This is a genomic window from Pseudomonas sp. FBF18, assembly GCF_024261405.1.
Classification (GTDB): Bacteria; Pseudomonadota; Gammaproteobacteria; order Pseudomonadales; family Pseudomonadaceae; genus Aquipseudomonas; species Aquipseudomonas palmensis.
In genome coordinates this window covers 183,013-197,160 of record NZ_QKRS01000008.1, presented here as the reverse complement: position 1 = coordinate 197,160, position 14,148 = coordinate 183,013, and the positions used below count along the sequence as shown (strand labels likewise).

Sequence of the window (14,148 nt, the reverse complement as noted above, 5' to 3'; positions counted from 1 at the left end):
ATTCAAAGGGGGTGGGCGGCCTACTGTTCCAGTGCCTGGTCCAGCGGCACGTAGAATTCCTTGCACAGCGCATCCACTGCAGGGCGCGCGCTGGCGGTGACGAAACCGAGCTCCAGCACCAGCACCTGGTACACGCCGCGCTTGATCGCCTCTTCGCTCAGGTGCGCGGAGTGCTCGCGGGTGGTGCACAGAAAGCGCACCCAGGAGGTCAGCACGATCCAGGCATTGAGGGTCAGCGATTCGATCTGCACGGTGTCCATGGCCACGATGTCGGCCTCGACGAAACCTCGGTAGATGGCCTGGCCCTGCAGCAGGCAGCGCTGCGAAAAACGTCGGTAGCGCGCAGCCAGGGTCGGGTCGTGGCCGAGCAGGTGTTCGAGGTCGCGGTGCAGGAAGCGGTAGTTCCACATCGCCGACAGCAGCGCCTCGAGGTAGAAGCGCTTGTCCTCGACGGTGGCGGCGCGCCCCTGGGGCGGGCGCAGAAAGCCTTCCACCAGCGCCTCGTACTGGGTGAACAGCACGGCGATGATCGCCTGCTTGTTGGCGAAGTGGTAATAGAGGTTGCCCGGCGAGATTTCCATGTGCGCAGCAATGTGGTTGGTGCTGACACTGCGTTCACCCTGCTGGTTGAACAGCTCGAGGCTGTTCTGCACGATGAGCTCGCGGGTCTTGATGCGCGGTGCCATGGTCAGCTCCAAAGGCATGAGCTTGAAGGAATAGGCTTATCTTACGGCGTATCCGCCACGGGATGTACCACCTGCACAACCGGCGTATATGCTCCAGGCACACTTGCCCTGCCACGGAGCCCGCATGCCCCTCCAGACCCTGTTCGAACAGCAGCGCCGGGCCTTTGCCGGGCTGCCCATGGCGCCGGCGGCGCAGCGCCTGCAGTGGCTTGCCAGCCTGCGCCGGCTGCTGCTGGCGAACCAGTCGGCCCTGGTCGCGGCGATCGACCGCGACTTTGCCGGGCGCAGCGCCGACGAGACCCTGCTGGCCGAACTGATGCCCAGCGTGCAGGGCATTCGCCACGCCGAGCGCCACCTCAAGGGCTGGATGAAGCCGGTGCGGCGCACGGTGGGCCTGGCGTTCCAGCCGGCCAGCGCGCGGGTGCTGTACCAGCCGCTGGGCGTGGTGGGCATCATCGTGCCATGGAACTACCCGCTGTTTCTGGCCATCGGCCCGCTCACCGCGGCGCTGGCAGCGGGCAACCGGGTGATGCTCAAGCTCAGCGAAGCCACCCCGGCCACCGCGGCGCTGCTTCAGCGCCTGCTGGGCGAAGTGTTTCCCGACGACCTGGTCAGCGTGGTGCTGGGCGATGCTGGCGTGGGCGAGGCCTTCTCGCGCCTGCCGTTCGATCACCTGCTGTTCACCGGCGCCACCAGCATCGGCCGCCAGGTGATGGCGGCGGCAGCCACCAACCTGACCCCGGTGACCCTGGAGCTGGGCGGCAAGTCGCCGGCCATCGTGTCGGCCAGTGTACCGCTGGCCCAGGCGGCCGAGCGCATCGCCTTCGGCAAGACCCTCAACGCCGGGCAGACCTGCGTTGCCCCGGACTACGCGCTGGTCCCGCGCGAGCGCCTGCAGGGCTTCGTGCAGGCCTATCGCGAGGCAGTGCTGCGGTTTTATCCACAGGTGCGAAACAACCCGGACTACAGCGCGATCATCAATGTGCGTCACCTGGCGCGCCTGGAAGGCTATTTGCGCGATGCCCGCGACAAGGGCGCCAGCGTGCTCGACCTGTACCCCGGCGAAGCCCGCGAAGGTCGGCGCCTGCCGCCGCAGGTGCTGCTGCAGGTCGATGACAGCATGCAGGTGATGCAGGACGAGATCTTCGGCCCGCTGCTGCCGGTGGTGCCCTATGACAGCCTGGCCGAGGCGCTGGCCTATGTGAACCAGCGCCCGCGCCCGCTGGCGCTGTACTACTTCGGCCACGACCGTGCCGAGCAGCGGCGGGTGCTGGAGCAGACCCATTCCGGCGGCGTGTGCCTGAACGACACCCTGCTGCACGTGGCCCAGGACGACCTGCCGTTTGGCGGGGTCGGGCCGTCGGGGATGGGCAACTACCACGGGCACGAGGGCTTCAAGACCTTCAGTCATGCCCGGGCGGTGTTCGCCAAGTCGCGGGTGAATGCGGCGCGGCTGATCTATCCGCCGTATGGGAAGGCGCTGCAGCGGTGGGTCTATCGTCTGTTCATTCGCTGACGTTGCAGCGACCCCATCGCGGGTCAGGGCCGCTCCCACAAAAAGGTGCATTACCTGTGGCAGCGGGCCTGACCCGCGATGGGGTCGATACTTTCAAGGCACCAGACACTCGGCCTGCAGCGGGTGACAAGCATTATCACGCCTGTCTATAGTGCCTTGAGCCGGCGATGGCGACTTGGCCGACCGCAGCTGCTGCGATACCATCCGACTCCCAAACGCACTCCTGCCAGGACGACGCGATGAACCGAGTGTTGTACCCAGGTACATTCGACCCTATTACCAAAGGCCATGGCGATCTGGTCGAGCGGGCCTCCCGGCTGTTCGACGAGGTGATCATCGCGGTCGCCGCCAGCCCCAAGAAGAACCCGCTGTTCCCCCTGGAACAACGGGTAGAGCTGGCGCGTGAGGTCACCAAGCACCTGCCCAACGTGCAGGTCATCGGCTTCTCCACGCTGCTGGCGCATTTCGCCAAAGAGCAGCAGGCCAATGTATTCCTTCGCGGCCTACGCGCGGTTTCGGACTTCGAGTACGAGTTCCAGCTGGCGAACATGAACCGGCAACTGGCGCCCGACGTCGAAAGCCTGTTCCTGACGCCGTCCGAGCGCTATTCGTTCATATCCTCGACCCTGGTGCGCGAAATCGCGGCGCTGGGCGGCGATATCACCAAGTTCGTGCACCCGGTAGTGGCTGACGCACTCACCGAGCGCTTCAAGAAGTAACCGCGCCCGCATCGAAAACCGCGCCCGCGTGCACTGCGGGCGTTAATGCGGCACAATTGTGCCCATTGGTTTTCATATGCCCGGGCCTGACGCCCCGGCCGGAGTCCCCATGTCCCTGATCATCACCGACGATTGCATCAATTGCGACGTCTGCGAACCCGAGTGCCCGAACGCCGCCATCTCCCAGGGCGAAGAGATCTACGTGATCGACCCCAACCTGTGCACCCAGTGCGTTGGCCATTACGACGAACCGCAGTGCCAGCAGGTCTGCCCGGTCGACTGCATCCCGCTGGATGAAGCGCACCCGGAAACCGAAGACGAGCTGATGGCCAAGTACCGCAGGATCACCGGCAAGGCCTGATACAGGCCGCTACGTCTGGCAGCGCGGGCAGAACACGCTGGCGCGCTGGCCCAGGGTCACGTTGCGCAGCACCGTGCCACACACCTTGCACGGTTCTTCCCCGCGCCCGTACACGAACAGTTCCTGCTGGAAGTAGCCCGGCTGGCCGTCGCCGCCGATGAAGTCGCGCAAGGTGGTGCCGCCACGCTCGATGGCGGCGGCCAGGATGCGCTTGATCTCGATGGCCAGGCGCAGGTAGCGCGCCCGCGAAATGCCCCCGGCCGGGCGCCGCGGGTCGATGCCCGCCGCGAACAGCGCCTCGGTCGCATAGATGTTGCCCACCCCCACCACCACCGCGTTGTCCATGATGAACGGCTTGACCGCCATCGAGCGCCCGCGCGACAGCTGGAACAGCCGCTCGCCATCGAACAGGTCGGTCAGCGGTTCCGGGCCCAGGCGCAGCAGCAGCTCGTGCTGCAACGGGTCGGGGGTCCAGAGCATCGCGCCAAACCGGCGCGGGTCGGTGTAGCGCAGCGCCAGCCCCGACTCCAGCTCGATGTCCACATGCTCGTGCTTGGCCGCCGGCAGGCCGATCTCCACCAGCCGCAGGTTGCCCGACATGCCCAGGTGGCTGATCAGCGTGCCCACCTCGGCGTTGAGCAGCAGGTACTTGGCACGCCGTTCCACCGACACGAAGCGCTGCCCCGACAAGCGTACGTCGAGGTCTTCGGGTATCGGCCAGCGCAGGCGCCGTTCACGCACCACCACACGGCTGACACGCTGCCCTTCAAGGTACGGCGCAATGCCGCGGCGGGTGGTCTCGACTTCAGGTAGCTCGGGCATGGGTCAGTGCGCACCCATTTCGCGGATGGTCTGCTTGAGGTTCTCGAAGTCGTACTCCGACAGGCCCACGTAGTCGAGCACCAGGTGCCCGACGGTGTTCCATTCGTGGTCCACGCTCTGGTTGCCCAGCACCCGGTACGAGCTGCAGATGTGCTCGGCCATCTTCAGGATGGCCAGCAGGTTCTTGAGCTGGGTGTTGCGCGCCGAGTCGTCGCTGAACACCGCCAGGGCATTGTGGTGGTTGGCGATGGCGGCACTCACGTGCTCGGGCAGGCGCCACGACTTGGCCGTGTAGTAGCCGACCACGGCGTGGTTGGTGTTGAACGTGCGGTTCTCGGTGTCGACCACGCGCTTGTCGGGGCCGGCCTCGGCGTAGGCCTGCTCCAGGGTATGCATGTAGTCGGGGAAGCGCTTGTGCATCAGCGGCACGCCGCAATCGTGGAACAGCCCCAGGGCATAGGCTTCGTCCACCGCCTGCGAGCCGATGCGCTTGGCCAGGGTCAGGCAGGTCATGGCCACGTCCTGGGCGGTGTCCCAGAAGCGGTTGAGGGTGACGATGGTGTCGTCGCTCATCTCGCCCTTGATCGACTGCGCGTTGATCAGGTTGATGATCGAGCGGCTGCCCAGCAGGTTCACCGCGCGCTGGATCGAGGCGATCTTGTTGGTCAGCCCGTAATACGGCGAATTGACCAGCTTGAGCAGTGCGCCGGAAAGGCCCGGGTCCTGGGAGATCAGCTTGGCGATGGTCTCCAGGTCCGGGTCGGGCATGTACTGCTCGAACTGCAGGTCGACCATGATCTGCGGCTGGGGCGGTACGCTGATGCCCTGCAGGGCTTGCTGGATCTGTTCGGCGGTAAGTTCCTGGGACATAGATACACACTCGGGGCTGAAGGGCGATTCTAACCCTGCAGGCGGGCCGGGAAACACCCGTTGATGGATTCAGAAGGAACTTTGCCTGCCCCAGGGCTGCCTGCTTACTACAGGTTCAACTCAACAGGAGCACGCAGATGACGACCCAACTGAACGGCAAGCGCGTGGCCATGCTGGTCACCGACGGCTTCGAGCAGGTAGAACTCACCGGGCCCAAGCAGGCCCTCGAGCAAAGCGGCGTGCGCGTCGACATCCTCTCGGCCAAACCGGGCACGGTCAAGGGCTGGAACCATGACAAGCCCGCCGACGACTTCACTGTGGACAACACCTTCGACAAGGCCGACGTCGCGGTCTACGACGCCATCGTGCTGCCCGGCGGCGTGCAGAACTCCGACACCATACGCATCGACCCCGGCGCCCAGAAGCTGGTCAAGGCCCACGACGCCAGCGGCAAACCCCTGGCGGTGATCTGCCATGGCGCCTGGCTGCTGGTGTCGAGCCAGTTGGTCAAGGGCCGCAAGATGACCAGCTACAAGACCGTGCGCGACGACATCACCAATGCCGGCGGGCAGTGGCAGGATCAGGCCGTGGTCATCGACCGCAACCTGATCAGCAGCCGCCAGCCCGACGATATTCCCGCCTTCAACACCCAGCTGCTGCGCGCTTTGGGCGCCTGATCGGCTATTTGTCGCCGGCCGAGCCGCGTGCCCGGCCGACGCGCTATACTCCCGCTCTTTTTTCCGGAGCGACGTCATGTCCCTGCCCAGCCTTCGCCTCAAAGCCAACGCCGACCGCCGCCTGCGCGCCGGCCATCTGTGGGTGTACAGCAACGAAATCGACGTCGCCGCGACCCCGCTGCATGGCTTCAAGGCCGGCGACCAGGCGGTGCTCGAAGGTGCCGGCGGCAAGCCGCTGGGCATCGTCGCCATGAGCCCCAACAACCTGATCTGCGCGCGCCTGCTGTCGCGCGACGCCAAGCTGGCCCTGGACAAGTCGCTGCTGGTGCACCGCATCAACGTGGCCCTGTCGCTGCGCGAGCGCCTGTTCGACAAGCCGTTCTACCGCCTGGTGTACGGCGACTCGGACCTGCTGCCGGGCCTTGTGGTCGACCGTTTCGGCGACATCCTGGTGGTACAGCTGGCCTCGGCCACCATGGAACAGCACAAGGACGACGTGATCGCCGCCCTGGTGCAGGTGCTCAAACCCACCGGCATCCTGTTCAAGAACGACTCGGCGGCGCGTGATGCCGAAGGCCTGAACCGCTACGTCGAAACCGTGTTCGGCCTGGTGCCGGAGTGGGTGGCGCTGGAAGAGAACGGCGTCAAATTCGAAGCGCCGGTGATGGAAGGCCAGAAGACCGGCTGGTTCTACGACCACCGCATGAACCGCGCACGCCTGGCACCCTACGTCAAAGGCAAGCGCGTGCTCGACCTGTTCAGCTACATCGGTGGCTGGGGCGTGCAGGCCGGTGCGTTCGGCGCCAGCGAGGTGTTCTGTGTGGATGCCTCGGGCTTTGCCCTGGATGGCGTGGAGCGCAATGCGGCGCTCAACGGCATTGCCGAGAAGGTCACCTGCGTGGAAGGCGATGTGTTCGAGGCGCTGCGCGAGCTCAAGGCCGCTGAAGAGCGTTTCGACGTGATCGTGGCCGACCCGCCCGCGTTCATCAAGCGCAAGAAGGACCTGAAGAACGGCGAAGGCGCCTACCGCCGCCTGAACGAGCAGGCCATGCGCCTGCTGAGCAAGGACGGCATTCTGGTCAGCGCCTCGTGCTCGATGCACCTGCCCGAAGACGACCTGCAGAACATCCTGCTGACCAGCGCCCGCCACCTGGATCGCAACATGCAGCTGCTCGAACGCGGCGGCCAGGGCCCGGACCACCCGGTGCACCCGGCGATCCCGGAAACGCGCTACATCAAGAGCATCACCTGCCGGCTGCTGCCCAACAGCTGATCGCGCTGAATGAAAATCCCGGCCAGGTGCCGGGATTTTTTTTGCCTGTAACGGCCTTTTCGCAGGCAAGGCCGGCTCCTGCAGGCAGGTGCACTCAATCGCGCTGCGGGTAAGGCATCATTCCCAGTTCTCGCCCGTCGATCACCAGGGTCTTGTAGCGCGGTTTCGCCAGCTTGAGCGTGCCCGCCCGAATCTGCTCGATCAGTGCGCGCCCCGTGCCGATCCCGTCCACCCGCGCATAATCACGCCAGAAGCCCTCGTGACGCGCATATACGAACGCCGACGTCGAGTACTCGTGCTTGGGAACCACCAGCACTTCGTTGACCCCATCGTCATCCAGGTCCACCTGCCAGGCAGCACACCCCGAACTGCCGCATTGGCTCTCGATCAGGGTCAGGTTGAGCATCTGCGCACTGTCCTCCGGCGCAGGCCCGATCCATTCCAGCTTGGGTCCGTACTCACGCGGCGACATGCTCACCGGTTCGGCCTCCAGCAGTCGATCGGCCAGCAGCTCGCGGCTTGGCGCATCCAGGATCTGCCCCTCCTTGACCAGGCGCGACAACCGCTCGAACTGCTCGATCCCCGGCTTGCCGAGCCGGTGGCGCAATGCGCGCGCATCGAACGCATCCGCCGAGGTGCGCCCGCTCAACAGCCGCTCCATCTGGTTGGCGGCGCTGTAGGTCAACGGGTTGAGCACCGGCGTGAACACCAGCATCAGCACCACGAAACTCAGCAGCGCGATCAACGGGTTGCTGCGCCGCAAGCTGCCCAGCCACACCGCCTGGCGCGGGCGAATGGCCCACAGCGCGGCCAGGCTGTGCACCAGCGCGATGCCGATCAGCAGCATCGCCAGAAAGCGCTGCGGGGTCAGGCCGTACTGGTCGATGCGCAGCCAGCTCGAGTAACACGCCAGCGCCATCAGCAGCGGCAGGCACACAAGGCTGGCGTTCACCAGCAGCTTCAGGGGCCTGGCATAACCGGCATCGTGCTCGCCGTCCTGGAACACGCCGTTGAGCAGAAACAGCGTACTGCCCACCAGGCACAGCAGGATGCTGGTGGAGTAACCGGTGTTGAAGATCGGCGCGACCCCGGTCACCGCCAGCGCCAGGGTGAACACCACCGCAATCAGCGAACACAGCGGCAGCAGGTAGCGACACACGGTGAGCAGCACATTGCGCAGCAGGCCGATGGCCTTGTCGTTCTGGCGCCCCATGCGGATGCCCAGCGAGAAGAAGATCGGCAGGCACACGCAGATGAATTCGAGCGAGGCGAAGATATCGCTGAGCACCGGCGCGCCCAGAATCGTGAACAGCCGCCCGCACAGCCACAGCAGCAACCAGAACGCCAGGGTCACCAGCAGCGCCAGCAGCACGATGAAGGCATTGTTCCAGGCGTGCTGGTACAGGTCCTGATAGCGCAGGCGATTGCCGTCGCGGGTCGGCCAACTGAGGATGAACGCCGCGCCGATATAGGCCAGCACCAGCGAGGCCGGTATCCAGCGCATCCATAGCCAGCCGTCGGCCGATTGCGCATACAGCCAGGCGGACACGCTGGCCATCAGCAACGCCAGGCCGGCCACCAGCAGCCAGGTGCCGCGCTGACGCACCGCGCCGCCCAGCAGTTGCAGATTGATGCCGCCCACCAGGGCCAGCGTGGCGCAGAACACCGCGAGCACAGGGTTGCGGTAATGGATGAAGGTGAGCAGCAGCGCCCCCTGTACCAGGGCGATGGCGAGGTAATACAGCACGGAGCGGTTGAGCACGGGCATTCCAAGTCCTTTTGCGAGGGGTGATGCACAAGGCGCGCAGTCTAGGGCCAGGCGACCCTGCACGGCTAGAGCATGTCGACTTCATTGCAGCGCCGCACAGACCTCATGCAGCCATGCACATATACCGATAAAAATCCAGGCCAATAATCCATAAGGGCAAATTTTTCATTGATCCAGGCGACATAAGCAGATAAAAATCGACTCAATCAAAATAAAAACAATGCAGGTTCGACCCATGTCCTCTATCGACCGCTCTCATCCTGGCACTTCAGATACCGCTCGACTGCGCCGCGTGCTGGGGCTGCCCGCCCTGGTGTTCTTCGGCCTGGTGTACATGGTGCCGCTGACCATCTTCACCACCTACGGCATCGTCACCGAGCTCACCGGTGGCCGCACCGCAGGCGCCTACCTGGTGACCCTGCTGGCCATGCTGTTCACCGCGACGTCCTACAGCTTCATGGTCAAACGCTTCCCGGTGGCGGGCTCGGCCTACTCCTATACCCACCTGGCGTTCGGCCCCAACATCGGCTTTCTGGCCGGTTGGTCGCTGCTGCTCGACTACCTGTTCATCCCGATGATCAACTACCTGCTGATCGGGCTGTTCCTCAACATCGCCTTCCCGGCCCTGCCGGTGTGGGGCATCATCGTCGCCGCCATCGCCCTGGTGACCGTGCTCAACGTGATCGGCATCCATTCGGTGGCCAAGGCCAGCAACCTGATCGTGGGCGCGCAGATCATCTTCATCGGCGTGTTCGCCGCGCTGTCGATCAAGAGCCTGCACGGCGCGCCCATCGACCTGCTGTCGCCCCTGCTCGGTGACGGCACCCGGCCCGGGTTCAGCCACCTGATGACCGGGGCAGCGGTACTGTGCCTGTCCTTCCTGGGCTTCGACGCGGTATCGACCCTTGCCGAGGAAACCCGCGACCCGCAACGCGATGTGCCGCGCGCCATCCTGCTCACCACCCTGGGCGCCGGGCTGCTGTTCACCGTGCTGGCCTACATCAGCCAGCTGGTACTGCCGGGCAGCCACTTCGCCAACGTCGATGCGGCAGCCAATGAAGTGATGTTCAAGGCCGGCGGGCAGTTCCTCGCCAACTTCTTCACCGCGGCCTTCGTGGCCGGCAGCCTGGGTTCGGCACTGGCCTCGCAGGCTGCGGTGTCGCGCATCCTGTACACCATGGGCCGCGACCAGGTGCTGCCACGGCGCTGGTTCGGGCGCCTTTCGCCACGCTTCGGCACCCCGGTGTTCGCCACCCTGGTGGTATCGGTGTTCTCCCTGCTGGCACTGGTGATCGACCTGACCACCCTGGCCTCGCTGATCAGCTTTGGCGCGCTGGTGGCGTTCTCGGCGGTGAACCTGGCGGTGGTGCGCACGCACCTGGTCGATCAAGCCTGCCACCGCAACCTCTCGGGGCTGCTGCGTTACGGCGTGGTGCCGCTGGTGGGCATGAGCCTCACACTGTGGCTGTGGACCAGCCTGTCGGCACTGACCCTGACCATCGGCATGACCTGGTTCACCCTCGGCCTGGTGTACCTGGGCGTGCTGACCGGCGGCTTTCGCAAGCGCGTGAAGCTGGTGCACTTCTCCGAGGCCGGCTGAACGCCATGGCGGTTGGGCGGCCCGCGCGCAGCGAAAACGCCCAACCGCCCAATGCGCCATTCCTTCCCGCCGCCAGCGGTGTAGAATCGGCCTATTCATCGCCAGTCATCCCCGGCGGGTTTATGAGCTCTGGTCGAGCCCTCGGCGATCCCGTGGTGTTTTCGGCCTCATCCGTACCAGCGGCCACCTGCCTTCGGTGCAAAGGACAAGAGAAGCTCACTCCCCTTTTTGTTACCTGATTAGCCGCCAGGAGTGCTTCATGCCTGATTACCGCTCGAAAACGTCCACCCACGGTCGCAACATGGCCGGCGCACGCGCCCTGTGGCGCGCCACCGGCATGAAAGATGCCGACTTCAAGAAGCCGATCATCGCCATCGCCAACTCCTTCACCCAGTTCGTCCCGGGCCACGTGCACCTGAAGGACCTGGGCCAGCTGGTGGCCCGCGAGATCGAGCGCGCCGGTGGCGTGGCCAAGGAATTCAACACCATCGCCGTGGATGACGGCATCGCCATGGGCCACGACGGCATGCTGTACTCGCTGCCCAGTCGCGAGATCATCGCCGACTCGGTCGAGTACATGGTCAACGCCCACTGCGCCGACGCCATCGTGTGCATCTCCAACTGCGACAAGATCACCCCCGGCATGCTGATGGCCGCCCTGCGCCTGAACATCCCGGTGATCTTCGTGTCCGGCGGCCCGATGGAAGCCGGCAAGACCAAGCTGGCCAGCCACGGCCTGGACCTGGTCGACGCCATGGTGATCGCCGCCGACAGCTCGGCCAGTGACGAAAAGGTCGCCGAATACGAGCGCAGCGCCTGCCCTACCTGCGGTTCGTGCTCCGGCATGTTCACCGCCAACTCCATGAACTGCCTGACCGAAGCCCTGGGCCTGGCCCTGCCGGGCAACGGTTCGACCCTGGCCACCCACAGCGACCGCGAAGAGCTGTTCCTCAAGGCCGGCCGCACCATCGTCGAACTGTGCCAGCGCTACTACGGCGAGAACGACGAGTCGGTACTGCCGCGCAACATCGCCAACTTCAAGGCGTTCGAGAACGCCATGATGCTCGACATCGCCATGGGCGGCTCGACCAACACCATCCTGCACCTGCTGGCCGCCGCCCAGGAAGCCGAGATCGACTTCGACCTGCGCGACATCGACCGGTTGTCGCGCAGCGTGCCGCAGCTGTGCAAGGTGGCGCCGAACATCCAGAAGTACCACATGGAAGACGTGCACCGCGCCGGCGGCATCTTCAGCATCCTCGGTTCGCTGGCCCGTGGCGGCCTGCTGCACACCGACCTGCCGACCGTGCACAGCCGCAGCATGGAAGAAGCCATCGCCAAGTGGGACATCACCCAGACCGACGACGAAGCGGTGCACCACTTCTTCAAGGCCGGCCCGGCCGGCATCCCGACCCAGACCGCGTTCAGCCAGTCGACCCGTTGGGAAACCCTGGATGACGACCGCGAGAACGGCTGCATCCGCAGCTTCGAGCACGCCTACTCCAAGGAAGGCGGCCTGGCCGTGCTGTACGGCAACATCGCGCTGGATGGCTGCGTGGTGAAGACCGCAGGCGTCGACGAGTCGATCCACGTGTTCGAAGGCAACGCCAAGATCTTCGAAAGCCAGGACAGCGCGGTACGCGGCATTCTGGCCGACGAAGTGCAGGCCGGCGACATCGTGATCATCCGCTACGAGGGGCCAAAAGGCGGCCCGGGCATGCAGGAGATGCTGTACCCGACCTCTTACCTGAAGTCCAAGGGCCTGGGCAAAGCCTGTGCGCTGCTGACCGATGGGCGCTTCTCGGGCGGCACCTCGGGCCTGTCCATCGGCCATGCTTCGCCGGAAGCGGCAGCAGGCGGCGCGATTGGCCTGGTGCGCGACGGCGACAAGGTGCTGATCGACATTCCCAACCGTTCGATCAACCTGCTGGTCAGCGATGAAGAGCTGGCGGCGCGGCGTGTCGAGCAGGACAAGAAGGGCTGGAAGCCGGTCGAGCAGCGTCCACGCAAGGTGACCACCGCGCTCAAGGCCTACGCCCTGCTCGCCACCAGTGCCGACAAAGGCGCGGTGCGCAACAAGGCCATGCTGGACGGGCTGTAAGGTCTGGCGACAATAAAGAACCGGCGCCCAGGCGCCGGTTTTTTTTGCCTGCGGTGCGGTGTTCGCCGGCAACGCCGGCTCCTACAGACGCCGTGGCCCCGTAGGAGCCGGCGTTGCCGGCGAAGAGGCCGGTACAGAGGGCGGCAACATCTGCCCCTTACACCCCAGCCCCGCATCTGTTTTCGTCCGTCTTTGCTTGCCGAGGAATATGGTTATTCCAAAACCATCTATCTAAATTCCATTTAGATCTAATTTCGTTGTTTTTCAGGCTGTTAGCATTTCTGTTCGCAATCGCGCACAGACGCGACGCCCCGCCCTTTGTCTGGAGCTTCAATGAACCTGCCGCTGTTTCTCAACCTGCTGGTGTTCGCAGCCTTGCTGCTGGGCCTGGCGCAAACCAGCAAGACCTCCTGGAGCCTGGCCAAGAAAGTGCTGGTCGGCCTGATCGTCGGCGTGCTGTTCGGCAGTGCCCTGCATGCCATCTACGGTGCCGGCAGCCCGGTCCTGAAAAGCACCATCAGTTGGCTCGACCTGGTCGGCAACGGCTATGTGGGCCTGCTGCAGATGATCGTCATACCGCTGATCTTCGTCTCGATCCTCAGCGCCGTGGCACGCCTGCACAACGCCTCGTCGCTGGGCAAGATCAGTTTCCTGACCATCGGCACCCTGCTGTTCACCACGGCCATCGCCGCGTTGATCGGCATCGGCCTGACCAACCTGTTCGGCCTCAGCGCCGAAGGCCTGGTGGCCGGCGTGCAGGAAACCGCGCGCATGCAGACCATCCAGAGTGACTACGCGGGCAAGGTCGCCGACCTCAACATCCCGCAACTGCTGCTGTCGTTCATCCCCACCAACCCGGTGGGCGACCTGGCCCGGGCCAAGCCGACCTCGATCATCAGCGTGGTGATCTTCGCCGCGTTCCTCGGTGTGGCCGCCTTGCAACTGCTCAAGGACGACGCCGACAAGGGCAACCGTGCGCTGGTGGCCATCGACACCCTGCAGGCCTGGGTGATGCGCCTGGTACGCCTGGTGATGAAGCTCACCCCGTATGGCGTGCTGGCGCTGATGACCAAGGTGGTGGCCAGCTCCAACCTGGACGACATTCTCAAGCTGGGCAGTTTCGTGGTGGTGTCGTACATCGGCCTGGGCCTGATGTTCGTGGTGCACGGTGTGTTGCTGGGCCTGGGCGGGGTCAACCCGCTGCGGTTTTTCCGCAAGGTATGGCCGGTGCTGACCTTTGCCTTCACCAGCCGCTCCAGTGCGGCGAGCATTCCGCTGAGCATCGAGGCGCAGACCCGTCGCCTGGGCATCCCTCAGGCGATTGCCAGCTTTGCCGCCTCGTTCGGCGCGACCATCGGCCAGAACGGTTGCGCAGGCCTGTACCCGGCGATGCTGGCGGTGATGGTGGCCCCGGCGGTGGGCATCGACCCGCTCGACCCGCTGTGGATCGCCACGCTGGTGGCCATCGTGACCCTGAGTTCGGCCGGGGTGGCCGGGGTGGGTGGCGGTGCGACCTTCGCCGCGCTGATCGTGCTGCCGGCGATGGGCCTGCCGGTGGAGCTGGTGGCGCTGCTGATCTCGGTCGAGCCGCTGATCGACATGGGCCGCACGGCACTGAACGTGAGTGGTGCGATGGTGGCCGGTACCCTGACCAGCCAGGCCATGGGGCAGACCGACAAGGTGCTGCTGGAGGCCGATGAGCATGCGCAGTTGACGCATAGCTGAAGGCCCCTTCGCCGGCAAGACCGGCTCCTA

General features: G+C 65.1%; 12 protein-coding genes. 8 read left to right on the top strand and 4 right to left on the bottom strand.

All coding sequences use genetic code 11. The features are described 5' to 3' along the window. Nucleotides 1-20: 20 nt before the first annotated feature. Entirely contained in the window at nucleotides 21-686 is a 666-nt protein-coding gene (locus DN387_RS14955; protein ID WP_043859994.1) for a TetR/AcrR family transcriptional regulator, read from the bottom strand. A 124-nt stretch (nucleotides 687-810) separates the two neighbouring features. Here DN387_RS14955 and DN387_RS14950 point away from each other — a divergent pair, with 124 nt between their 5' ends. The 3 genes from DN387_RS14950 to DN387_RS14940 all read left to right on the top strand — a co-directional run bounded on the left by DN387_RS14950 (nucleotide 811) and on the right by DN387_RS14940 (nucleotide 3,282). Next, on the top strand, nucleotides 811-2,202 hold the full coding sequence (locus tag DN387_RS14950) for a coniferyl aldehyde dehydrogenase (RefSeq protein WP_054915534.1): 1,392 nt from the start codon (nucleotides 811-813) through the stop codon (nucleotides 2,200-2,202). A gap of 239 nt (nucleotides 2,203-2,441) precedes the next feature. After that, entirely contained in the window at nucleotides 2,442-2,921 is a 480-nt protein-coding gene (gene coaD, locus DN387_RS14945) for a pantetheine-phosphate adenylyltransferase (protein ID WP_043859996.1), read from the top strand. Nucleotides 2,922-3,030: 109 nt separating this feature from the next. Next, nucleotides 3,031-3,282 (top strand): YfhL family 4Fe-4S dicluster ferredoxin, encoded by a 252-nt coding sequence (locus tag DN387_RS14940; RefSeq protein ID WP_011531711.1) that lies wholly within the window; start codon nucleotides 3,031-3,033, stop codon nucleotides 3,280-3,282. Nucleotides 3,283-3,291: 9 nt separating this feature from the next. Here the strand turns inward: DN387_RS14940 and mutM are convergent, their stop codons facing one another. Together mutM and DN387_RS14930 are read right to left on the bottom strand one after the other, a co-directional pair. Then, on the bottom strand, nucleotides 3,292-4,104 hold the full coding sequence (gene mutM / locus DN387_RS14935) for a bifunctional DNA-formamidopyrimidine glycosylase/DNA-(apurinic or apyrimidinic site) lyase (RefSeq protein WP_043859997.1): 813 nt from the start codon (nucleotides 4,102-4,104) through the stop codon (nucleotides 3,292-3,294). Between the two features lie 3 nt (nucleotides 4,105-4,107). Continuing rightward, entirely contained in the window at nucleotides 4,108-4,974 is an 867-nt protein-coding gene (locus tag DN387_RS14930) for an HDOD domain-containing protein (RefSeq protein WP_043859998.1), read from the bottom strand. A gap of 137 nt (nucleotides 4,975-5,111) precedes the next feature. Between DN387_RS14930 and DN387_RS14925 the strand changes: the two genes are divergently transcribed. Further along, the gene (locus DN387_RS14925) at nucleotides 5,112-5,651 is read left to right on the top strand and encodes a type 1 glutamine amidotransferase domain-containing protein (RefSeq protein ID WP_043859999.1); all 540 of its coding nucleotides are present in this window, start codon (nucleotides 5,112-5,114) and stop codon (nucleotides 5,649-5,651) included. A 76-nt stretch (nucleotides 5,652-5,727) separates the two neighbouring features. Next, complete coding sequence (locus tag DN387_RS14920) at nucleotides 5,728-6,924, top strand: class I SAM-dependent rRNA methyltransferase (protein ID WP_043860000.1); 1,197 nt, start codon at nucleotides 5,728-5,730, stop codon at nucleotides 6,922-6,924. Nucleotides 6,925-7,018: 94 nt separating this feature from the next. Here DN387_RS14920 and DN387_RS14915 read toward each other — a convergent pair whose 3' ends face one another. Further along, a complete protein-coding gene (locus DN387_RS14915) occupies nucleotides 7,019-8,692 on the bottom strand; it encodes a DUF4153 domain-containing protein (protein WP_054915533.1) in 1,674 nt (557 codons plus the stop codon). 235 nt (nucleotides 8,693-8,927) lie between these two features. Between DN387_RS14915 and DN387_RS14910 the strand changes: the two genes are divergently transcribed. From DN387_RS14910 to DN387_RS14900, 3 genes are all read left to right on the top strand, one after another. After that, the gene (locus tag DN387_RS14910) at nucleotides 8,928-10,292 is read left to right on the top strand and encodes an APC family permease (protein ID WP_043860002.1); all 1,365 of its coding nucleotides are present in this window, start codon (nucleotides 8,928-8,930) and stop codon (nucleotides 10,290-10,292) included. A gap of 259 nt (nucleotides 10,293-10,551) precedes the next feature. After that, nucleotides 10,552-12,393 carry a dihydroxy-acid dehydratase gene (gene ilvD, locus DN387_RS14905; RefSeq protein ID WP_043860003.1) on the top strand — a complete coding sequence of 614 codons (1,842 nt, stop codon included), beginning with the start codon at nucleotides 10,552-10,554 and terminating at the stop codon, nucleotides 12,391-12,393. Nucleotides 12,394-12,726: 333 nt separating this feature from the next. Further along, nucleotides 12,727-14,118 (top strand): L-cystine transporter, encoded by a 1,392-nt coding sequence (locus tag DN387_RS14900; protein WP_054915531.1) that lies wholly within the window; start codon nucleotides 12,727-12,729, stop codon nucleotides 14,116-14,118. The last annotated feature ends 30 nt before the right edge of the window (nucleotides 14,119-14,148 follow it).